This is a genomic window from Fontivita pretiosa (assembly GCF_050410795.1).
Lineage (GTDB): Bacteria > Planctomycetota > Phycisphaerae > Tepidisphaerales > Tepidisphaeraceae > Fontivita > Fontivita pretiosa.
In genome coordinates this window covers 3,635,883-3,657,662 of record NZ_CP191258.1, presented here as the reverse complement: position 1 = coordinate 3,657,662, position 21,780 = coordinate 3,635,883, and the positions used below count along the sequence as shown (strand labels likewise).

At 64.7% G+C, this 21,780-nt stretch carries 11 protein-coding genes; 1 reads left to right on the top strand and 10 read right to left on the bottom strand.

What is annotated here, in order from left to right; translation table 11 throughout:
• Positions 1 to 32 precede the first annotated feature (32 nt).
• A complete protein-coding gene (locus tag ACQS5P_RS14760; RefSeq protein WP_428937382.1) occupies positions 33 to 3,485 on the top strand; it encodes a pyruvate carboxylase in 3,453 nt (1,150 codons plus the stop codon).
• Here the strand turns inward: ACQS5P_RS14760 and ACQS5P_RS14755 are convergent.
• From ACQS5P_RS14755 to ACQS5P_RS14710, 10 genes are read right to left on the bottom strand one after another with little or no spacing between them, the layout of a single operon-like run.
• Positions 3,448 to 6,099 (bottom strand): family 78 glycoside hydrolase catalytic domain, encoded by a 2,652-nt coding sequence (locus ACQS5P_RS14755; RefSeq protein ID WP_428937381.1) that lies wholly within the window; start codon positions 6,097 to 6,099, stop codon positions 3,448 to 3,450. The genes ACQS5P_RS14760 and ACQS5P_RS14755 overlap by 38 nt on opposite strands.
• Positions 6,096 to 7,589 (bottom strand): FGGY family carbohydrate kinase, encoded by a 1,494-nt coding sequence (locus ACQS5P_RS14750; RefSeq protein WP_428937380.1) that lies wholly within the window; start codon positions 7,587 to 7,589, stop codon positions 6,096 to 6,098. The genes ACQS5P_RS14755 and ACQS5P_RS14750 overlap by 4 nt, the downstream gene beginning before the upstream one ends.
• Positions 7,590 to 7,595: 6 nt before the next feature.
• The gene (locus ACQS5P_RS14745; RefSeq protein WP_428941030.1) at positions 7,596 to 8,576 is read right to left on the bottom strand and encodes a transketolase family protein; all 981 of its coding nucleotides are present in this window, start codon (positions 8,574 to 8,576) and stop codon (positions 7,596 to 7,598) included.
• A 17-nt stretch (positions 8,577 to 8,593) separates the two neighbouring features.
• On the bottom strand, positions 8,594 to 9,460 hold the full coding sequence (locus ACQS5P_RS14740) for a transketolase (protein ID WP_428937379.1): 867 nt from the start codon (positions 9,458 to 9,460) through the stop codon (positions 8,594 to 8,596).
• Positions 9,461 to 9,518: 58 nt separating this feature from the next.
• A complete protein-coding gene (locus tag ACQS5P_RS14735; protein ID WP_428937378.1) occupies positions 9,519 to 11,003 on the bottom strand; it encodes an L-fucose/L-arabinose isomerase family protein in 1,485 nt (494 codons plus the stop codon).
• Positions 11,004 to 11,006: 3 nt separating this feature from the next.
• Entirely contained in the window at positions 11,007 to 12,734 is a 1,728-nt protein-coding gene (locus tag ACQS5P_RS14730) for an exo-alpha-sialidase (protein ID WP_428937377.1), read from the bottom strand.
• The gene (locus ACQS5P_RS14725) at positions 12,734 to 15,178 is read right to left on the bottom strand and encodes a glycoside hydrolase family 95 protein (protein ID WP_428937376.1); all 2,445 of its coding nucleotides are present in this window, start codon (positions 15,176 to 15,178) and stop codon (positions 12,734 to 12,736) included. The genes ACQS5P_RS14730 and ACQS5P_RS14725 overlap by 1 nt, the downstream gene beginning before the upstream one ends.
• 14 nt (positions 15,179 to 15,192) lie before the next feature.
• Positions 15,193 to 17,154 carry a glycoside hydrolase family 127 protein gene (locus tag ACQS5P_RS14720; protein WP_428937375.1) on the bottom strand — a complete coding sequence of 654 codons (1,962 nt, stop codon included), beginning with the start codon at positions 17,152 to 17,154 and terminating at the stop codon, positions 15,193 to 15,195.
• Between the two features lie 2 nt (positions 17,155 to 17,156).
• Positions 17,157 to 20,240 carry a DUF6298 domain-containing protein gene (locus ACQS5P_RS14715; RefSeq protein WP_428937374.1) on the bottom strand — a complete coding sequence of 1,028 codons (3,084 nt, stop codon included), beginning with the start codon at positions 20,238 to 20,240 and terminating at the stop codon, positions 17,157 to 17,159.
• Positions 20,237 to 21,721, bottom strand: coding sequence for an MGH1-like glycoside hydrolase domain-containing protein (locus tag ACQS5P_RS14710; RefSeq protein ID WP_428937373.1), 1,485 nt, complete (start codon positions 21,719 to 21,721; stop codon positions 20,237 to 20,239). Before ACQS5P_RS14710 ends, ACQS5P_RS14715 begins: the two co-directional genes overlap by 4 nt.
• Positions 21,722 to 21,780 lie beyond the last annotated feature (59 nt).

The window sequence follows — 21,780 nt, the reverse complement described above, 5'->3', positions numbered from 1 at the left end:
ATTCCCGGCATCCTTTCACAATGTCGCGGCCCATGCGCAAACTGCTGGTTGCCAATCGAAGCGAAATCGCCATCCGCGTCTTCCGAGCCGCCGCCGAGCTGGGGCTCCAGACCGTCGCCGTCTATACTTACGAAGATCGCTTTGCCCTGCACCGGTTCAAGGCCGATGAAGCCTACCTGATCGGTCCTGAGCAGGGCGGCGAACCGGTCAAGGGGTATCTGAGCGTCGAGAACATGATCCGCACGGCGCTGGATCATGGCGCCGATGCGATCCACCCCGGTTACGGGTTTCTGTCCGAGACCGCGGAGCTGGCGCAGGCGTGCGCGCTGAACGGGATCACCTTCGTCGGACCCACGCCCGAGCTGCTCAAGACCTTCGGCGACAAGACCGCCGCCAAGCAACTGGCCCGCCGCAGCGGCGTGCCCACCCTGCCCGGCAGCGAGCATGGCATCAGCGACCTGTCGCAGGTCAGGGCCGCAGCCAGGAAAATCGGGTATCCGCTGATCGTCAAGGCCAGCTTCGGGGGAGGCGGCCGTGGAATGCGCGTCGTCCGCAGCGCCGATGAGCTGCCCGACAAGCTCGCCGAAGCCCAGCGCGAGGCCGGCGCCGCCTTCGGACGCCCTGAAGTCTTCCTCGAAAAGTACATCCCCCGCGCCAAGCACATCGAGGTGCAGATCCTGGGCGATCAGCACGGCAACCTCGTGCATCTGTGGGAGCGGGACTGCTCGGTGCAGCGGCGGCACCAGAAGGTCGTCGAAGTCGCGCCGGCCACCAACCTCTCGCGCGATCTGCGGGCGCGGATCTGCGACGCCGCCGTGCGGCTGTGCCGCGCCGCCAACTACATCAACGCCGGTACCGTCGAGTTCCTCCTGGATGTGGACAGCGGCGACTTCTACTTCATCGAAGTCAACCCGCGGATCCAGGTCGAGCACACGGTGACCGAGGTCGTGACCGGCGTGGATATCGTCAAAAGCCAGATCCTGATCGCCCAGGGACACAGGCTGCACGAGCCGCCGCTGAACGTCCCGCGGCAGGAGAACATCGAGCCGCGCGGCGTGGCCATCCAGTGTCGCATCACCACCGAAGACCCCGAGAACAATTTCATCCCGGACTACGGGAGGCTGATCAATTATCGCAGCGCGGCGGGGTTCGGGATCCGGCTGGACGCGGGAACGGCCTTCAGCGGCGCCGTCATCACGCCCTACTTCGACTCGCTGCTGGTGAAAATCACCGCCTGGGGCGGATCGCTTCAGGAGGCCTGCCGTCGGGCGGATCGGGCGCTGCGCGAGTGGCGCGTGCGCGGCGTCAAAACCAACATCCCGTTCCTGGAAAACCTGGTCCTGCATCCGACCTTCCAGGCCGGGGAAGCAACCACTACCTTCATCGACACCACCCCGGAGCTGTTCCGCTTCAAGCCGCGCCGCGACCGCGGAACCAAAATCCTGAGCTATCTGGCGGACGTGATCGTGAACGGCCGGCCGGATGTCAGGGGAAAAGTCGTCCCCGGCAGGGAGCTTCCCGAGCCACCAATCCCGAAGTTCGAGCGACGGGTGACCCCGCCCCCGGGCACGCGCGACAGGCTGCTGGAGCTGGGTCCGGAAAGGTTCGCCCGCTGGGTTCGCGATCAGAAGCGACTGCTGTTCACCGACACCACGATGCGGGATGCGCATCAGTCGCTGCTGGCCACGCGAGTGCGAACCTACGACATGCTCCGCGTCGCCGACGCGGTGGCTTACCTGCTGCCCGATCTGTTCAGCCTGGAGATGTGGGGCGGGGCGACGTTCGACACGTCGATGCGATTTTTGCAGGAAGATCCCTGGCAGCGGCTGGAGCTGCTGCGCGCCCGGATCCCCAACATCCTGTTCCAGATGCTGCTGCGGGCCAGCAACGCCGTGGGATACACCAACTATCCCGACAACGTCGTTCGCGCTTTCATCAGACATGCGTCACTGCGCGGCATCGACGTGTTCCGCATCTTCGATTCGCTCAACTCGCTGGACAACATGAAGGTCGCGATGGAAACGGTTCTTGAGCAGACCAGCTCCATCTGCGAGGCCGCGATCTGCTACACCGGCGATATCCTGGATCCCAAACGCACCAAATACAGCCTCAAGTACTACGTGAAGATGGCCAAGCAGCTCGTGCGGATGGGCACGCACATCCTGGGGATCAAGGACATGGCCGGGCTGTGCAAGCCGTACGCGGCCTATGCGCTGGTCAAGGCGTTGCGTGAGGAAGTGGATGTGCCGATCCACTTCCACACGCACGACACCAGCGGGATCAACGCCGGCTCGATTCTTCGCGCATCGGATGCCGGGGTCGATATCGCCGATGCCGCCATCGCCTCGATGAGCGGCGGGACGTCGCAGCCGAACCTCAATTCGCTGGTGGCGGCGCTTCAGCACACCCCGCGAGACAGCGGGCTGGACCTCAAAGCCCTCAACCAGATCGCCGACTACTGGGAAGCAGTACGCGAGTACTACTACCCGTTCGAGGAGAACATCAAGGCCGGCACCGCGCACGTCTATGAGCACGAGATGCCCGGCGGGCAGTTCACCAACCTCAGGCAACAGGCCAAATCGATGGGCCTGGAGGACCGCTGGAACGAGGTCGCCGAGATGTATGCCACGGTCAACCAGCTTTTCGGCGACATCGTGAAGGTCACGCCTTCGTCCAAAGTCGTCGGCGACATGGCGCTGTTCATGGTGACCAACAATCTCACGCCGATGGACATCCTCACGCCCGGGCGAAAGCTCAGCTTTCCGCGAAGCGTGGTGGAGATGATGCAGGGGATGATCGGCACCCCGCCGGGAGGATTTCCCAAGGTTCTTCAGAAGATCATTCTGGATTCGGCGGGGGTCAAGCCGCTGGCCGGCCGGGCGGGCGCGAAGCTGCCGAAGGTCAACCTGGCGGAAACCAAAAAGGAACTGAGCCGCAAGATCGGCCGGGCGGCCAGCGACGATGATGTGCTGTCCTATCTCATGTACCCGCAGGTGTTCCTGGACTTCCAGAAGCACCAGGCACAGTACAGCAACACCAGCGTGATCCCGACTGGTCCGTTTTTCTACGGGCTTCAGCGCGGCGAGGAGATCTCCGTGGAAATCGAACCGGGCAAAACGCTGCTGATCCGTTACCTGACGACCAGCGATCCTCATGAAGACGGAACGCGAACGGTCTTTTTCGAGCTCAATGGCCAGCCGCGCAGCGTCGATGTCGCCGACCGCTCCTTGGAGAGCAGCGCGCACCGGCACCCCCGGGCCGACCCGGACGATCCCAACCACATCGGCGCGCCGATGCCCGGAAAAGTCAGCACCGTCGCGGTCAAGAAGGGCCAGCCGGTCAGGGAAGGCGAACGGCTGCTCAGCATCGAGGCCATGAAGATGGAAACCGCCGTCTACAGCCCACGCAGCGCCACGGTCGCCGACGTGCTGGTCAGGCCGGGCAGCATCATTCAGGCCAATGATCTGCTGGTGGTGCTGGAATGACCGCGGACTCGAAGACGTAAGAGCCGCACGCCAGCTCGAAGACAGCCGCCGCCGGCTCGCGGGCCAGAAGACGAACGCCCCGCGACGGATCGGGCCGGCCACCGCTCTCGTGCACGCTGGCCGGATCGGCCGTCGGAACATACACCGTCGCGCTGGCATTGATCGGGATCGTCACGGACAGCGTCAGCTTCTGGCCCTGGCGTCGCCATTGCGAGCTGATCCGACCCATCGCCGAATCAAAGCTCGCCGAAGCCCAATCGACGTGCCTGACGATAGCCGGATTGATGACGATGCGCCGAGGTCCGGCTTGCCAGTGGTCGATCCGGATGCCTGCCAGCGATTCGTAGAACCACGACTCGGCGTGCCCGAGCATCAGGTGATTCTGCGACGCACGGGGGTTGGCGTCCCAGGCTTCGGTGAGCGTCGTGGCGCCGCGTTCGAGCTGGCTGCCGTAGCTGGGCGGATCAGTGCGGCTCAGCAGGTCGCCGATCACATCCGACCGTCCCGCCTGCGACAACGCCTGGATCACGTAGCGGAACCCGATATCGCCGGCGGTGATGTGATCGTCGTGGGCGCGGATGTCGTCGATCAGATTCTTGAGCACGTCATCGCGATGCTGCGGGGGAACCAGCCCCAGCGCCAGCGGCATTGCCTGGGCGGTCTGGCTGCCCCGGTCGTAGCATTTGGTCTGGGCGTTGAAGAATCGGGCGTTGAAGCTCTGGCGAGTTTGCTCCGCCCGGGATGCATACTCCGCCGCCTCATCCATGTGTCCCAGAAGCCGCGCCACCTGCTCCATAACCAGCAGGTCGGCGTAGTAGATCGCCGTCGCCGTCAACCCCGGCGATGTGAGCTTGCTGAACCCCGGCCTGCCCGGGCCGATGTCGTACCAGTCGCCAAGTCCGAACTCGATGATCCCCTCCACCGCGCGCGACGCGAGATACGCAATGTACCGTCGCATCATCGGGTAGTTGTCTTCCAGGATGCGAACGTCGCCATAGAACTGGTGGATCAGCCACGGACACAGCACCGCCGCGCTGCCCCATTCCGGGGAATCATTGAACATGTCCCACGGCGGCTTGAACGCGGTGTACTGCGGCGCGATCGTCGGAATCATGCCGTTTCCGTGCTGCGAGTCGCGCATGTCGCGGCAGATCTTCTCGTAGAACCTCGCCACGTCGTAGTTGTACGCGATCGACGGCCCCATCAGGTGCGTCTGCTCCAGCCAGCCGAGCTTCTCGCGATGCGGGCAGTCCGTCATCACATGCTGGAGGTTGCTCAGGATCGCGAAGTTGATCAGTCGATGGATGCGGTTGAACAGCTCATTGGAGCATTCGAACTGCCCGACGACCTGGGCGGACTGATGGATGAACTGCCCTTCAAGCTCCAGCAGCTTCACCGACGCCGGCGTCTGGACCTGAACGTAACGAAACCCCGTATAGGTGAACCGTGGCCGCCAGCCTTCCACACCCTCGCCTCGAAGCGTGTAGGAATACGACACCGGGCTGCCGGTGGGCTTCTGATTCACCTGACCATCGTCGCCAAGCAGCTCGGCGGTGGTGAGTGTCACCTTATCCGCGGGTTGACCCTCAACCCTGATCTGTGCCCAGCCCGAAAAGTTCTGCCCCAGATCGAACACCCGCACACCCTGCTCCACATCCACAAACTTCGTCGGCGCGTAGCTGCGCATCACGCGCAGTGGCGGCATCTGCGCAGCGCGAAGTTCCCCGCCGGGGCCTTCGCTGATCACGGCGTTCATCCAGCCTGAATCGTCAAAGCCGGGGCTGTCCCATCCCGGCTGCTCCAGTCGGGCGTCGTAATCCTCCCCGCCATAGATACACGTGAACGTGATCGGTCCTGGCAACACCTTCCAAGACTCGTCCGTGCCGATCGTGATCGATGTGCCATCGGTGTGCTCGACATGAAGCTGTCCGATGGCCCTGGGCGGGCCGAAGGAGCCTTTGAATTTCCTGTAGCGATGCCCGGTCACGTTGTACATGCCGTTGCCGAGCATCACCCCCAGCACGTTCTCGCCCGCGCGCAGCAACTGCGTTACATCATGCACCACGTACAGGCAGGTTTTGTTGTACATCGCCCAGGGCGGATCCAGCACGTTTTGCCCGACGAGCTGCCCGTTGAGGCGCAGCTCATGCTGTCCCAGGCCGCAAAAGTACAGCATCGCGCGGGTCATTGGCTTGTCCAGGTGGAGCGATCGCCGGAAGATCGGCAGGCGATCCTCCGCAACCTGGGGCATCCGGATCCAGCGCCCCTGCCAGTCCTGCGGGTGCAGCAGCGCCATGGTCCATGTCGCCGGGGCACTCCAGTCAGAAGCGCGACCTTCGGCATCCCACACACGCACTTTCCACCAGACCTGCTGATATGTCGCCAGCGCCGCTCCACCGTAGGCGATCTGATCCGTCTGCGACGACGCCACCCGTCCCGAATCCCAGATCACCTGCCCGCTGTGGTCAATGACGACGATCTGATAGGCCGACTGCTCCTGCCCGCGCTTCGAAGGATCGTCCGCTTCCAGCCGCCAGCTCAGCCGCGGCCGCTGCGTCTCGATATCGATGGGATTGTCGCGGTACTCGCACCGCAGCCGCGTGGGACGGATCACGGTTCGGCTCCGGCAAGAACCTGCCTGACGGCGCGCTTCCAGCCGGCGTGCAGGCGTTCAACCTGTGCCTGCGGCATGGCGGGCTGATAGGTCTGCACCTCGCGCGGCAGCTTCGCCAGCTCATCCAGCGAGCGATGCACGCCCAGCCCCAGCATCCCCGCCATCGCCGCGCCCAGCGGCGAGCACTCGGCGATCCGCGCGGCGTTGACCTGCAACCCGGTCATGTCGGCGATGAACTGCATGAGCAGGCGGTTTCGCGTCGCCCCGCCGTCGGCGTTGATCGCCCGAAGCTGGATTCCGGCGCTGTGCTTCATCGCGTCCAGCACGTCGCGAATCTGGTAGGCGATCGACTCCAGCGCCGCGCGGATGATGTGGTTGCGATTCGTGTGCGCCGTCATGCCGACGATCGCCGCCCGCGCCCCGGCCGACCAGTATGGCGCGCTCAGCCCCGCGAACGCCGGTACAAGGTACACTCCCCCGTTGTCCGGCACCGAACGTGCCGCAGCTTCGCTCTCGGCCGCGTCGCGAATCAGCCCAAGCTGATTCTTCAGCCATTCGATCGTCGCGGCCGAATAGTTGATGATCCCCTCGAACGAGTAGGTCGGCCTGCCCGCATGCGTCCAGGCGACGGTCGTGACCGCCGCGTCGCCGCCACTGCGGACCTCGCTGCCCACGTTCAGCAGCAGCGATGATCCGCTGCCCAGCGTTACCTTGGCCATCCCGGGACTGAAACATCGATGCGCAAACAGCGACGCCTGCGAATCGCCCATCACGCCGCAAATGGGGATCTGGCGATCAAGCAGCCCGTGCAGGTCTGTTGTGCCGAAGCGGGCCGTGCTGTCGCGCACCTGCGGCAGCGCCCGCATCGGCACCCCGAACAGACTGCAAAGCTCCTCGTCCCAGGCCAGCCGCCCGATGTCGAACAGCAGCGTGCGGCTGGCGTTGGTGTGATCCGTCGCAAAGACCTGGCCGTTGGTGAGCCGGTAGATGAGGTAGGTATCGATCGTCCCGAACAGCGCCTCGCCGCTGGCGAGCCTGGTGCCGATCTGTGGTCGGTGGCGAATGAGCCACGCCAGCTTCGACGCGGAAAAATACGTGTCGATCTTCAGCCCCGTTTTGCGCGCCACCAGCGGCTCGTGCCCGGCCTGCTTCAGCTCGGCGCAGATCGGATCTCCCCGCCGGCATTGCCACACGATCGCGTTGTGCAGGGGCTGGCCGGTCGCGCGGTCGAAGACCACGAACGTCTCCCGCTGATTGGTGATGCTCAGCCCCGCAATCTCACCGGCGCGCGACGCGACTTGCTGAAGCAACCCCCGCATCGCCGCCAGCGTGTTCTGCCAGATCTGCTCGGCGTCGTGCTCGACCAGTCCCGGTTCAGGATAAATCTGCCGATGCTCGATAGAGACCTTCTCGAGCAGATTCCCATCGGTGTCATACAGCAAGGCCTTGGTGGCCGACGTGCTCTGATCGATGGCGAGTATCGTGCTCATGTCCGGTTACCTGATCAGGCCCAGCGCGATCTGCGCCAGCCCTTCCATCGTGATCCCGTAATGCCGGAAAATGTCCGCCTGGCTGCCGGTGACGGTGTACTCATCGGGAATGCCGACGATCTTCATGCGCACGTGCGCCCCGGCCTGCATCAGCACGGCGGCGACGGCCTCGCCCAGCCCGCCGTGAACCATGTGCTCTTCGACGGTGATGATCGCGCCACAGTCGCGCGCGGCCTGCAAGACCGCGGCCACATCCAGGGGCTTGACCGTGTGCATGCTGATCACGCGGGCCGAGATCCTGCGGGCTGCGCGAAGCTGCTCGGCCGCCAGAAGCGCGTGGACCACCGTTTCGCCTGTGGCGATGAAGGCGATGTCCGTGCCGTCGCGGAGCATCACCGATCTGCCGATTTCAAATTCGAGATCCGAACGGTGCAGCGTGTACATCGGCGCCTTGCCGAAGCGGATGTAGATCGGTTTGCTCCGCGTCGCGGCCGTTTTGATGACGGCGGCGGTCTCGACGTTGTCGGCGGGGACGACGATGTCGATGTTGTTGATCGCCCGCAGCACCGCCAGGTCGTGCAGCGAATGATGCGTCGATCCCAGCGCCCCGTAACTCACGCCGGCGCTGATCCCGATCAGCTTGACCGGGTTGTCACTGTAGCACACGTCGTTCTTGATCTGCTCCAGCGCGCGGGCGGTGAGGAAACAGGCGGGCGAGACCGCGTAGACGATCTTCCCCGCAGACGCCAGACCCGCCGACACGCCAACCAGGTTCTGCTCGGCGATGCCCAGCTCCACGATCTGCCGCGGCAGCGCCTGCCCGAACGGCCCCAGCTTTCCCGACCCGCGCGAATCGCTCGTGACCGCCAGCACGTTGCGATTCTGCCTGGCCAGCGCCAGCAGCGTGTCGGCGAATTCCTCGAGGTTGGCCCGGCCCATCTTCAGGCCAAGCTGTTTGGCGACCTCGGCGGCGGCGGGGGAATACATCGACGGTGCCGGCGCGCTCATTGCCGCACCCCCGCAGCATCGGCTGCAATCGATGCCTCCAGGTCCGCCATCGCACGATCGATCTCCGCGATCGCCTGCCGGTATTCCTGATCGTTCGGCACGCCGTGATGCCACTTGGCCACGTCCTGCATGAAGCTCACGCCCCGTCCCTTGATGGTGTTGGCGATGATGCAGGTGGGCCTGCCATCGCAGCGGCGGGCGACCAGCGCCTGCGTCAGTTGCGGAATCGAATGCCCGTCCACGATTTGTACATCCCACCTGAACGCTCGGAACTTCTCGTCCAGCGGCTCGTTGCTGCACACGTCCCGCGTTCGCCCGGTGATCTGAAGCGTGTTGTGGTCCACGATCGCCACCAGGTTGTCCAGCCCGTAATGCGCCCCCGCCATGCACGCTTCCCAGTTGGATCCCTCGGCCAGCTCACCGTCGCCCAGCAGCACGAATACGCGGTAGTCGGCCGCATCCAGCTTGCCGGCCAGCGCCATTCCCACGCCGATCGACAGCCCGTGTCCCAGTGCTCCGGTGTTCTGCTCGATGCCGGGCACCTTGCGGGTCGGATGCCCGACGAAGTGCGACTGGTATTGGCACAGCGTCTGAAGTTCCGACTGCGGAAAAAATCCCCGATCCGCCAGCACCACGTACAACGCCTCCACCGAGTGTCCCTTGCTCTGGACGTAGCGGTCGCGAGCCGGATCGCTGAACGTCTGCGGCGAAACGCGCAGCACCCGGTTGTACAGGACATTGAGAATGTCCACGCACGACAGGCTCCCGCCGGTGTGTCCCGCCCCGGCGTGCTTGATGATCTCCAGCACCCGCCGCCGGTACTGGAGGCTCTTAAGCTCAAGTTGTCGATCGGTCAGCGACATGGCGGTTGTTGTTCTTTCTGTTGTTGCTCCTCTGCTCCTTCGTCACTCACTCCGTGATTCATCGGTTGCTGATGTCGTTGTGCCGGTACATCGACCAGCCGAGATACTTGCCGCACGCCTCGGCCAGCACCTCCGCCGTCAGCGACGGGTTCACCGCGACATGATGCTCGAAGCCGTTGCTACAGATGTAGCGAAGCAGCTCCTGAAGCCGCGGCACGTGCGCCACGGCCCGGTGCCCGAAGGTGTTCAGCTCGTCGTTGGTCGTCGTGCCTTCGCCAACGTATCCGCGAATCACCCCCGCCGAGTCGTCCGTGGTAAAGCGGGCATACGTCAGCGGCCCGGCGGGCGTGCGGCCCTCCATCGCGCCGTAGGTGTTCTCCACGCCCAGGGTCGATCCCAGGATCGGAGCGTTGGCGATCTTCGTGTCCGGCGCGAACGCCTTGGGCCAGTTGCCGCAATGGAACAGCACGCACTTGTCCTCGTCTCCGCCGTAGTTGTTGTTCCAGTCCACCAGCGCGCTGGGCAGTTGCGACGCCAGCGACAGCGCATACATCGACAGCGCTCCGGTGACATCCACCTCGCAGGCGCTTGGCATCAGCGCCTGGCTCATCATGCTCATGCACGTGCAGACATTGCATCCCCAGTTCTGCTGAAGGCTCGTCCAGCACTGGATCGCGGTGGCGTCCAGCGCGTTGGCGGCGACGAACTCGTCGAGCACGACCCCCAGCCGCGCCATCTGAAGCAGCTTGTCCTGAGGCACGCCCGGCGCCGGGGCATAGGCCGTGATCGCCTCCAGCTTGGCCCGGACGCGCGGATCGCCATCGAGCTTCTGCGCCCTGCCCAGCACTTCCGAAAGGTCGATCGTGGTCACGCTGATCCCGTATCGCTCAAGGACCTTCTCGCTGTACCGCACCGTATTGAACGCGCCCGGGCGGGCGCCGACGGCGCCGAAACGCGCCCGCCGCAGACCCTTGACCGTCCGGCACATCGCGATGAACCTGGTCAGATCCTGCCTGAAGCTCGCATCATTCGGATGCACCACGTGTTTGCTGGTCAGCGTGAACGGGATCCTCGCCTGCGTGAGGTTGTTGCAGACCGAGATCTTGCCGCAGAACGCGTCGCGGCGGCGGGAAACCCCCAGCGCGTTCAGATCGTCAGGATACGCCTGCACCAGCACCGGCACGTTCAGCTCGGCCATCTTGAGCGTGTCGGCCACGCCCTTTTCGTCGCCGAAGTTCGGCAGGCAAACCAGCACGCCGTCGATCACGTCGCGGTTTTTGCGGAACAGCTCGGCGCATTTTCGGGCGTCGGCGAAGGTTTCCACCCCGCCGAGCTTCGTGTCCTGCGGGCCGAGCATCACACTGCGTATGCCAAGCTGCTCGAAGAGTTTGACCAGATCGTTTCGCGCCTCGCCGACGAGCACGTCGGGGAAGAAGTCGCGATTGCCGATGATCACCGCCAGCGTCACCGGCGCGCTGGCCGCGCGCCCGCCCGCCGTTGCCGTGGTTGATGAGGTTGCCTGCGATGTTGTCTGGGATGCCATGGGTCACTCTCCCGAACTTGTGCTGATCCTGAGATTGGCGATCTGGTAAGAGCACGGCTCGGTCGGGCGATCGGTGCCCGGGGGCACCGGATTCAGCCCGCCGATGCCGCGATACTCCCCGCTGCGCAGCGAGATCTGCCGCAGCAGCTCCGCCGGCTCGGCAAATGCCGCCTCGCGCGCCGCCAGTCGCCCGTTGATTTCCAGTGCATACCGGCCACGCGACACGTCCGCCATGATCGACAATGATACCTTCTGCCCCGCCGAGTACGAGCCGACTGGCACATCGCGCTGGCCATCGCGCATGTAGATCTGCCCCTGCGGCAGCAGCCAGACTCGCACCGGCCGCGGCGAGCCGAACTTGCCCATCAGCTCGATCTGAAGGGTTCCGCGGCCAACCTGATCCGCAACCACATCCAGCGATACCGACACGCTGCGCGATTCACGAAACACCTTGATCGCCCGCGCGTAGTCGTACGGATCGCGATCCTCGATCCGGATCCCCCCGCCTTCAATCGCCTGGATCTTCGTCCACTTCGGCACATACAGGTTCCACGGCTCGTCATCGCTGGTGGCGTCGGGCTTGATCGGCAGCGGCACGCGACTGACCCAGATGTCCTCCTTGTTCATGCTGTACGCCAGCCACATCACGCGCTCTGCGGCCCGCGAGCCGTCGTCGGCCCACTGGGAGATTCCGCGCGTATATTGCGGGCCGATGCTGCGGTCGCGACCGGCGTAGCGCTGGATCGGCAGCTCCCCCTGCACGATCCGCATGTCGCGGAAGTGCTGCCCGTCGTCACTGGTCACGACGATCAGCGGGTAGCGCGTTCGCCTGCTCGGGTTGTACACCAGCGCGTAGCGCCCATCGCGAGTCTGCTGCGCCCAGGCCTTGGCCTTGCCGGTGATGAACGTCGGCGGGACGCTCGGCTGCGACCAGGTCTTGCCGCCGTCGGCCGAAGCAGTGACCCACCCCATTTTGCACACGCCAACGAGCAGGCCGTCGGCGCGGCGAAAGAAGCTGAACGCCTTGCCGCAGACCCACTTGTCGTTGTCGCCCGGCACCTTCCCGCCGGGCCAGGCGCTGGCGTGGTGCCACTTCATCCGCCGCTCGCCCAGAAGACGCCCGCGGTCCTGCTGTTCCAGGAACACGGTGTCGGCCAGCAGGCTGCGGCAGGCCTCGACGAAGCCGGCATCGGGCGACTGCTGGAACATCGGCGGGCGATGGTCCGCCGCCAGCGCCGCAGGCGCCTGAAGCACGAACACTTCCCCGAGCGTGTGATCCGCCCGGATCTCACGCACGACGATCCCGCCCTTGAGGTCCTCCTGAACCTTCTGCGTGCCGGCGCGCAGTCCGGCGATCATCAGCATCCGCCCGTTGGGCGCGTGATAAAAGTACATCCGCAGCGCCGTCGAAACGCCCTGCGGGAACATTTCCTGCGGCGGCGACCACTCCACGCCGTCGATCGACGTGCTGAACAGCTCCCGCGACGGCCAGATGTCCTCATCCTTCTCGCACGAGTTCCACCCGACATACAGCCGACCCTTCCAGCAGGCCATGTCCACGTGGTGGTGATACGTCCACCCGCGGCCGTCGGTCAGCTCCGGGACATCGCGCGACGCGCGAAACACGCAGTAGCTCTGCACCCCCACGGCGACGGGGATCCCGCCGTCGGGAAGCGTCGTATCCACCTTCGACTGCTCTTCGCCCAGGATTTCCAGCAATTCGCTTGACATTACTTCTCGCCAAATGGAGGCAGCGTCAGCTTTTCACCCGCCGCCAGTTTGTATTCCGCAACAGTCTGGCCCACGCGAACCCGCAGGGGCTGGCCGCGCTGCGAACGAATCTCCGCCGAGACAAGCTTGCCGTCCTCCCAGCTCATGTCCAGCTCGAACCCGCCGCGCGCCCGCAGGCCGCTGACCGAGCCTCTGGCCCACGCCTTGGGCAGCGCCGGAAGCAGGTGCACCTCGAACGCTCCGGTCTTCGGATCGCGGATATGGCTCTGGATGAGCATCTCCGCGATCGCGCCTGTCGAGCCGAAGTTGCCATCCACCTGGAACGGCCCGCACTTGTCGAACAGATTGGGAAACGTCCGCTTCTGAAGCTGAAGATAGACCTGTCTGGCCGCCACATCGCCATCCATCGCCCGCGCCCACAGCGCCGCGCGCCAACTGAAGCTCCAGCCGGTGTCCCCGTCGCCACGCCAGCCCAAGAGCACCTTCGCCGCGTTCCAGATCTTCTGGTCGGCCGGCGTGATGTCCCAGCCCGGATACATACCCCACAGCGGCGACATGTGCCGGTGACGGTTGCCCGGCGTGTCCCAGTCCTTCAGCCACTCCTGCAACTGTCCCTGGCTGCCGACCAGATTCGGCGGAAGCTGGCTGCGCGCCTGCTCGAGCTGACGCGCAAAGTCCGAATCGATCCCCAGAATCTCCGCCGCCTCGATCGTGTATGTGAACAGCGAACGGATGAGCTGGTTGTCCATGGTCGGACCGGGCTGAAGCAGCGGCTGACCCTTGGGCTCCTGTTCCGGCGAATGCGATGGATTGGTCACCAGCCAGCCGGTCTGCGGATCCTTCACCAGAAAGTCCAGGAAGAATTCACACGCCTGCTTCATCGCCGGATACGCGCGGCTGGCCAGGAACTGCTTGTCGCCGCCGTACAGATAGTGATCCCACATGTGGTGGCAGAGCCATGCCGCGCCGGTCGGCCACAGGCCGTCGATGTTGTTGATCGGCGCCGTGCCGCGCCAGTGGTCGGTGTTGTGATGAAGCACCCAGCCGCGGGCGTTGTACAACTTCCTGGCCGTGCGGGAGCCGCTGATGCGAAGATCATCCACGATCGACCAGAACGGCTCGTGACACTCGACCAGGTTCGTCACTTCCGCCGGCCAGTAGTTCATCTCGAAATTGATGTTCGTGGTGTACTTGCTCTCCCAGGGCGGGTCCTTGAGCTGGTTCCAGACGCCCTGGAGGTTGGCCGGCTGATCGCCGGGCCGGCTGGAGGCGATCAGCATGTATCGACCCATCTGGAAATACAGCGTAAGGAACGATGGATCGGCCCTGAATGCGGCGCTGGCGTCGATGCCGCCGCCGCTGGCCTGTGCCGCTCGCGCCGCCTCGCCCATCGCCTGCGAAACCCGCCGCAGCCGCTCATCCGTCGCAAGCCGCGCCTGCTCCGTGCGGCCCAGGTCCAGCTTCACGCGACGGAACAGCTTCTGATGATCCGCCACATGACGCTCTTTGAGCGTCGGGTAGTCCAATCCACTCAACGCCGTGACGTAGCCGCTGCACCTGGCCGACGGATCGCCGCTGATGTCCTGAAAGTTCACGTAGCTCGTGGCGGCCACCAGCAGCAGCGTGACGGCGTCGGCGTTTCTCACTTGTGCGCCGCCGTTCTCGAACGACACGCTGCCCCCCTCGTTGCGGATGATCAGCCGCGACTCGAACTTCAGTCCCGGCTCGTTGTTGTTCTTCGGATCGCGCACCTGCCCGCTCAGCACCAGTGCGCCGTCCGCAGCACGCGTCGTCGAGCCTTCGTGCGGGCTGGTGAGCTGGATCTGCGTGTTGATCTTCCCCGGCCGGTCCGCGCCCAGGCGAATGACGATCGCGTTGTCCGGATGCGAGGCGAAGACTTCCCGCCGGTACTGCACGCCATCCACCTTGTAGCTCACCGACGCGATCGCCGAATCCAGATCCAGATCGCGGCGGTAGTCGCTCACGTTCTTCAGTTCGTGCCCGGGCGATGTGATGAAGATGTCGCCGAAAGGCTGATAGGCCTTTTGACGCACCGGATCGCTGAGGAATTTCTCGCGGATGAGCTGAGTGACCTCGTTGCCCCGGTTGGCGAAGACGGCCTGGCGGATCGTCTGAAGATGCTGGCCGGCGCCTTCGCGCACGTAGTCGTGCGGCTTGCCGGTCCACAGCGTGTCTTCATTGAACTGGATTCGCTCGCGGTCGGTGCCGCCGAACACCATCGCCCCCAGCCGGCCACTGCCCAGCGGAAGCGCTTCTTCCCAGACTTCGGGGTTGGCTGGCTTGTCATACCACAGCGTCACATCATTATCGGCGCGGAGCAGCGACGTCGTGGTGAACAACATCGCGATCGCGACCATCGCCGCGCAGATGCAACGAATCGCGCCTGCTCCTTTCACGCTTTTGGTCAGTCCGCCTGATCTCATGCTCAACCTCACTCTCATCGCGTGGCCAGGGGGAGCCAGACGGTCATTTCCGACTCGCCACGGTTGCCCCACGCGAAATACGGCACCAGGGTCAGTGCAATCTGCGTGGGCGCCGCAGCGGGCAGATCGCGATACAGCTTTGCATTCCAGTCACCGGCCGGCTGCGCGATGGCTCGCCCCTGGAGCACGACCGCCCCGCCCAGCACGTCCGACCGCTGCGGCACCAGTTGCACATCCCGAGGCAAAAAGACCTCCAGCACGCGCACGCCCGGCGGAAGGTCGGTCGATTCCAGACAGTACACGATCGGCCCTCGCATCACCGCAACCTGATTGCGCGCTTCTTCGACATACGGATGCGCCTCGACAAGGCGCGGCGGCATTGGGAGCATCAACTCGATCAGATCCCCGCGAGCCCAGGTCCGCCGCAGCTCGCAAAACGTCCCTGGACTCGGGCCTGTCGCCGAGTCGCGCCCATTGATGCGAATCGACGCATCCTTCGCCCAGCCGGGAATGCGCAGCAGAATCGAGCATTCTCCCGCGGGCGCCTGCTCGACGCGGATGCGGATGGTCCCATCCCAGGGGTAGTCCGTCTCCTGCGTCAGCCTGATCGGCGATCCGTCGGGCAGCTTCGTGTCCAGTTCGTTGCCGCCGTACAGTACGACGTATACGCCGCGATCCGAGACGGCATAGGCGAAGTTCGCGGCTTCGGCGATCGTGCGCACGACGTTCGGCGGGCAGCACCAGCAGCTCATGAACCTGGCCCGCTGTCTGGGCCAGCGAAGCTCCACCGGCATCGGGTTAAGCTGCCGCAGCGTGTTGGTGTAGAAGAATGCGGTGCCATCGAGGCTGATGCCGCACAGGATCCCGTTGTACAGGGTCTGCTCGATGACATCCCCGAAGCGCGATTCCCCCGTGATCTGGAGCATCCGCCAGTTCCACAGCACGTTCCCGATCGCCGCGCACGTCTCGTTGTGCGCCGTGCTGTGGGGAAGCTGGTAGTTGCGCCCGAACGCCTGGTGGACGCGCGTGATTTGTTTCTGATCGACCGCTCCGTCGGGCGAGGCGCCGTCGTACAGCGCCCCGCAACCGCCGGTGATGTACAGCTTGCGCGTCACAAGGTCCTGCCAGACCGGCTCCAGCGTCTGCATCAGCGACTCGTCGCCGGTTTCGGCGTAGATGTCCGCGGCGCCGGCGTACAGATACGTCGCGCGCACCGCGTGCCCGTGGGCAGTGCGCTGCTGCCGGAAGGGAATGCGGTCCTGATTGTCATCGTCACCCTGTTCGACCAGGTCGCGCATGTTCAGCAGCCGCACCGCAAGGTCCAGGTAACGCTTTTCGCTGGTCAGCCGGTACAGCTCGACCAGCCCCATCAGGTGCGACGGACAAATGCCGTGGCGCGCCTGCTGCGGCGTGGGATGCGCGAAGGTCTGATCCAGAAAGTCGGCGGTCTTCAGCGCGATGTTCAGGAGGTTGCGCTTGCCTGTGGCCCGATGATGCACCACCGCCGCCGTGATCAGGTGCCCCATGTTGTACATCTCGAAGTCCAGCGGGTTGGCGAAGCGTTTGGCGCCCGGCGGATCGCCCTTGCGTTGTGCGATCTGCACGTCGGTGTGGATGTAGCCGTCGGGATCCTGAGTCCTGCCGATCAGCTCGATGATCCGGTCCAGCTCCGCATCCAGCTTGGCGTCTTTCGTCGCGTGACACACGACGGCGGCGGCTTCCAGCCACTTGTAGAAATCCCCGTCGTCCCACTTGGGGCCGCGGTGACGCCCCTCGACCAGCCCGCAGGCGACCTCGAAATTGCCCAAAAAACGCTCCCGCTCGGTCTCGGTCAGCAGCTTGCCCATCGTCGGCACCATCGTCTGGCAGCACAGCGCGAACCGCTCGGCCCAGAAGCCGCGCGTCCAGCGCACCTGCCCGAAACCGACGCTGCGCGCCTTCACGTACGGACTGCGGGTTGTGCTCGTGATGCTCATGTCTACCTGCGAACCAGCCAGACCAGTTTCGCGCCGCGTCCGACGTCGAAACGATGCTGCTCATAGCCGCTCGCGTCGATCGCGACCGGCGAATCGGAACTCGTATAAATCAGGTACTGGCGATCCCCCTCGGCCAAAGCGAACTGCCCCGGCGGATTGCCCGGCAGCTCGACGGGCTTCATCTTCGGGATCGCTTCCAGCAGCTTCGAATCGAGCGTTGGTCGCATCCGTGGCAGCGACGAACCTCCCATCAGCGCCGCCAGGCCCATCTCCCCATCCTCCTCGACGGAATAGACGACGGCCTTGTCGGGGAATCGCGTGCGATAGTCGCGCACGGCGCGAACGATGGATTCGAAGGAGCTTGGCTTGGGCTTGAGCTGCCGCGCGTGCTGGCGCGGGGCCAGGTTCGCGCCGCCGGGCGGAGCGTAAAACGTCCCGTCCGCCTGCGGCTTCCAGTAGCGAATGTCAATCACATCGACCAGCGCCGCGCGCGTCGGATCGGCCAGAATCGCATCCTGCACGTCCCTGGTCGCGCTCAGCCCAATCAGCACGTGCCTGCCCGCCTGGCCCTTTTCCCTTTTCCACTCGGCGATCGTGTCGATCCAGAACTGCATGAAGTGCAGCGGGCCGGTGAACTCCTCGCTGGTCAGGTGAATCACGTTTCGCTGCCCGGCCAGCGCCTCCAGGCACTGGCGGATGTACTGGCGATGCAGGGCGCGGCGAGTCGGGTGCGACACGTCATAGAACTGCTCGGCCATAAAGATCCGCTTGTCGCCGGCGTAGTTGGGAGGCTCGGGGAAGCCCGTGTTGTTGATGTTGTTCGCCGTTCGCCAGGCAAAGTCCGCCCAGTGCGCCCCGGCCTCCAGAATGTTGTGCTGAAAGTACTGCTGATGGATGAGCACCAGGCCGTGCTGATCGCACAGGGATGCAAACTCCCGCAGTCGCGACCAGTACCAGGGGTTGGGCCTGGTCAGGTCGTACTTGCTGAGCCCGTCCCAGGCCACGCCCTGCCCGCTGCGGGCAAACGGCACTTCATAGAACGGCGGCCAGACGTCGCCGTCCATGCGACGGATCCGCTCGTGGTCGTCGCGCCTTCGGTCGTACCACAGGGCATAGTGCTGCTCGAGCGCGACTTTGCCCTCCTGGATCATCTGCTTCACAACATCATCCAGATTGTCGGTGTAACCGGGACCGCTTCGACCCGGCACGAAGCGAGTCACCGCCGGCCCCGCGCGCGACGCCTCCGCCGGCCTGGTCGAACCGCGCCACCAGGGAATGGACTGACGCGTCCCCACCAGCAGCTTCCCATCCGCAACGATCCAGCCGTTTTCAATGGTCAACTGCTTCTGGCCGGCAACGGACGGCGGAGGATGCAACTGGGACCTGGCAATCTCGTCGATCGACCTGGCCCCCCCCGCATCGATCGGGATCGGATTGCGCTTTCCCGCATCATCGATCCAGGTGGGCATCCATGGCCCCGGCTGCTTCGATGCCTGCGTCAGCGCCGCGGCGACCTCGATGCTCGGGCTTGACGAGGGATCCGATGCCACCAGCAGCAGTTGCGCCCGCTGCATCGCCTGGCTGTGTCCGATGCGCTCGGCAAGCTGGGCGTAATAGAGGCTGTCGGGTTCCACCGAGTCATTGCAGCTCTGCCACTGCCCGTCGCCGTCGAACGTCGCCCAGCATCCGACCGCCCAGTTGGTCGCGCCCGGCGGGCTGAAGCAGTGGATCACCGCCGCGTGGCTCTGCCAGATCATGCTGTTGGCGGCGGCCCAACCGGCGCCCTGGGCGCGGTAGCGGCGATCCATGAAGCTGATCGCATTGCCGTCGATACGCACGTTGTCGAACAGCACACCGCTGGCCCAACTGTCGATCGGCCCGCTGTCTCCCAGCGAATTGAGCGTGTGACACTGCACGAACGCGTTCGGACCGGCCGCCATGAACCCGACGGCAAAGTCGTGGATCCCGTCTTCCGACCAGCAGCGCTGAAACAGCGTCTGCTGCCCGGCGGTGAAGAACGCGTTTCGCCGCCAGCCGCCGATCTCCGAGACCGGCGCCACCGATTTGCAGTCTTCGACGGTGATCCGGCTGCACGATTCCCACAGCGCCACGGCGCTGCCGGCGAAGTGCGCGAAGCTCACCTGCCGCACCCACGAGTCCCGCGCGTTTTCCATCACGATCGCAAACCAACTGTGGTTCTCGTCCTTGGGGTTGGCGGGGTCGAAGCTCGATTCGCAGCGAAGGTTCTCCACGCCCGCGCCGCTGATTCGCCCCGGCCAGTCGTACTTGGCCACACTCCCGCCGCCCAGATCCGACTCCAGCGCCGTGGTGATCGGGGCGTCAAGGGTGATCGTGTCGCCCTCCACGGTGACGATCGTGCGATCCCACAGGATGTCGCGTGATCCGGGTCGCCAGCCGAAGCCGTGCCGCTCGCCGCCCAGGTTGGTCATGTTGATCCTGCGGATCCACTCGGGCGTGGAGGGACGGCGAATCAGGATCGTGTCGGCAGGCTTGAGTCCGTGCCCGCTGCGCAGCCGCAGTCGGCGGGCGTTGACCGGAACGTAGTCATCCTGGACTGCAATCCAGTTGGGATCGATTTTGCGATCATCGGCGCCGGCGATGGTGATCAGCGTGCGGCGGTCTGTGCCGCTGGCCACCAGCAGCGTCTGCGGGCCGCTGCCGCGCAGCACCACGTTCGACGCCGCGATCTTCAGTGCCCCGGCGATTTCGTAGCGCCCCTTCGCCAGCAGCACCGCCCCGCGCTGATCGGCCGGCAGCGACGAGACATAATCAATCGCCGCCTGAATCCGCGCCGTGTTATCCCCCTCGACGGCGGAAACGACCACGCGCACCGGCACGTTGGGAATCGGCTGCTCCCCCGCGCGGTAGCCCGCGTAAGAGAAATCGGGCACGCGGTTGCCGCGATCATCGGTGAGATAAGTGAGCCGGCCGTCACGCCCCTGCCCGACAATCCGCGGCGCAGCCGCAGGCTTCGGCTGCGTCGCCGACTGTTGCGCCCAGGCACCGGGCGCAAACGCCACACTGCAAGTGACCGCGAAACTGATCAGGCAACAGAACGGTTTCATGAGTGTTTCCCAGGCAGCATGCCGGTCAATGGTGCAAGCATCTTGGATTGCGCGATCGTCTGGCCGTCGCACAGCACGTGCAGTCCGGGCCCCCGCCCGTACCTGCTGCCCGTGCGATCCCAGAAGATCGTCAGCGTTCGACCGTGATAGTGGAGGTTGTCCAGACAGAACCAGTCCCAGGCGTCGGGAGGAAGCAGCGGGCTGAGCTCGACTATCTCATCCGCGCGCGGCACCAGCCCCACCAGACCGCTGATCACAAGATCGCAGAAGGTCGAGTGGTTGTAAAAGCGGCTGCGCGGATTGTCGCCCTTGAGCCAGGCGCCGGTGGTCTCATCAAGATATTCCCCGATGTACGGCTTGCCATCGTACTGGTGCGAACGGGCGTATACCTGCATCGCCTGGAGGTAGTGCTGTCTCGTCACGTGCGGCTGAGGGTAATATCGCAGCACATTGGCCAGGGCGTTGAGGGTCTGGGACGTGGCAAATGGCCAGACCGCGCCGTCCCATTCGCAACGTCCCACGCCGTGCGAGCGGAAGCGGGGATGTCGCCGCTCGGCGGTGGTGATTCCGCATGGCGCCCAGAACCCCTGCGGATCGACAAGCTGCTTCCACGCTTCCTCGTAACCGCGGTGCGGATCCGGCAGCCGGAAACACCAGGGGATGAACCCGATCGCCTCGCGGGCATCGCACAGGCCGTTCTCCTGCGTCTGAGCCTTGAAGAACTGTGCCTGCGGATCCCACAGATTCTCCAGCACCAGCCGCTTGAGCGTCTGGGCCTTGTCCAAGAACTTGTGCGCCACGTCGCTGCGCCCCGCCCACGTCGCGATCTGGGCCAGCGCCAGCGCGTTGCCGCACATGTAACTGTTGATCGTGGGCCGGAAGTTGCGGTGGGTGCGCGAGCCGCTGATCGACTCTTCCATTCCATCCCGCACGTCATATTGCCAGAACAGCCCGTTGGGAAGAAGTCTCTCGGCCTCCCAACGCCGGTAATCCTGGATCAGTTCATCCAGCAGCTCCAGCAGGAACGATCGATCGCCGCTGACGAAGCACCGCTCCAGCAAAGCCGCCGCCAGCCAACTGCTGTAGTTGTGAAACTTCGGTTCGGGCCTGCCGTTGTCGGCGGTGAACCAGAATCGCACGTACGGATCGAGGTATTGTTTTTCGTTGCGGAGCCAGCGTCCCTCGGCCAGATGATGCCCCAGGGCGCAACTGATCGAGTTGTACATTCCCGCATGGCGGACGGGGATGATGAACTCGGTGATGATGATGCCGGCGGGCGTCGGCTTGATGTGCTTGCGATAGGTCCACCAGCGATACCAGTAGACGCGCTGAATGTCCGGGTCGGGGCACTCGAACAGCGGCACGTTCTGGCACATCCACTGCCACGCCGCCGCGTTGGGGATGAGGTTGACGACGTCCTCCACCGCTTCAAGGGCGTTGAAGGAATCGACGTAGTGCTTGTAGTCGTCAGGGTTGAGCATCAGCGTTCAAGGAAATCAGAGCCAGACCCACCAGAACACGGCAGAACGAAGCAAACACC

Bases quoted from the DNA above. Each gene is read 5' to 3' on its own strand.
- ACQS5P_RS14710 (WP_428937373.1), bottom strand. From the start codon at position 21,721: ATGCTCAACCCTGACGACTACAAGCACTACGTCGATTCCTTCAACGCC.
- ACQS5P_RS14745 (WP_428941030.1), bottom strand. From the start codon at position 8,576: ATGTATTCCCCCGCCGCCGCCGAGGTCGCCAAACAGCTTGGCCTGAAG.
- ACQS5P_RS14735 (WP_428937378.1), bottom strand. From the start codon at position 11,003: ATGGCATCCCAGACAACATCGCAGGCAACCTCATCAACCACGGCAACG.
- ACQS5P_RS14720 (WP_428937375.1), bottom strand. From the start codon at position 17,154: ATGAGCATCACGAGCACAACCCGCAGTCCGTACGTGAAGGCGCGCAGC.
- ACQS5P_RS14730 (WP_428937377.1), bottom strand. From the start codon at position 12,734: ATGTCAAGCGAATTGCTGGAAATCCTGGGCGAAGAGCAGTCGAAGGTG.
- ACQS5P_RS14725 (WP_428937376.1), bottom strand. From the start codon at position 15,178: ATGAGATCAGGCGGACTGACCAAAAGCGTGAAAGGAGCAGGCGCGATT.
- ACQS5P_RS14750 (WP_428937380.1), bottom strand. From the start codon at position 7,589: ATGAGCACGATACTCGCCATCGATCAGAGCACGTCGGCCACCAAGGCC.
- ACQS5P_RS14715 (WP_428937374.1), bottom strand. From the start codon at position 20,240: ATGAAACCGTTCTGTTGCCTGATCAGTTTCGCGGTCACTTGCAGTGTG.
- ACQS5P_RS14760 (WP_428937382.1), top strand. From the start codon at position 33: ATGCGCAAACTGCTGGTTGCCAATCGAAGCGAAATCGCCATCCGCGTC.
- ACQS5P_RS14740 (WP_428937379.1), bottom strand. From the start codon at position 9,460: ATGTCGCTGACCGATCGACAACTTGAGCTTAAGAGCCTCCAGTACCGG.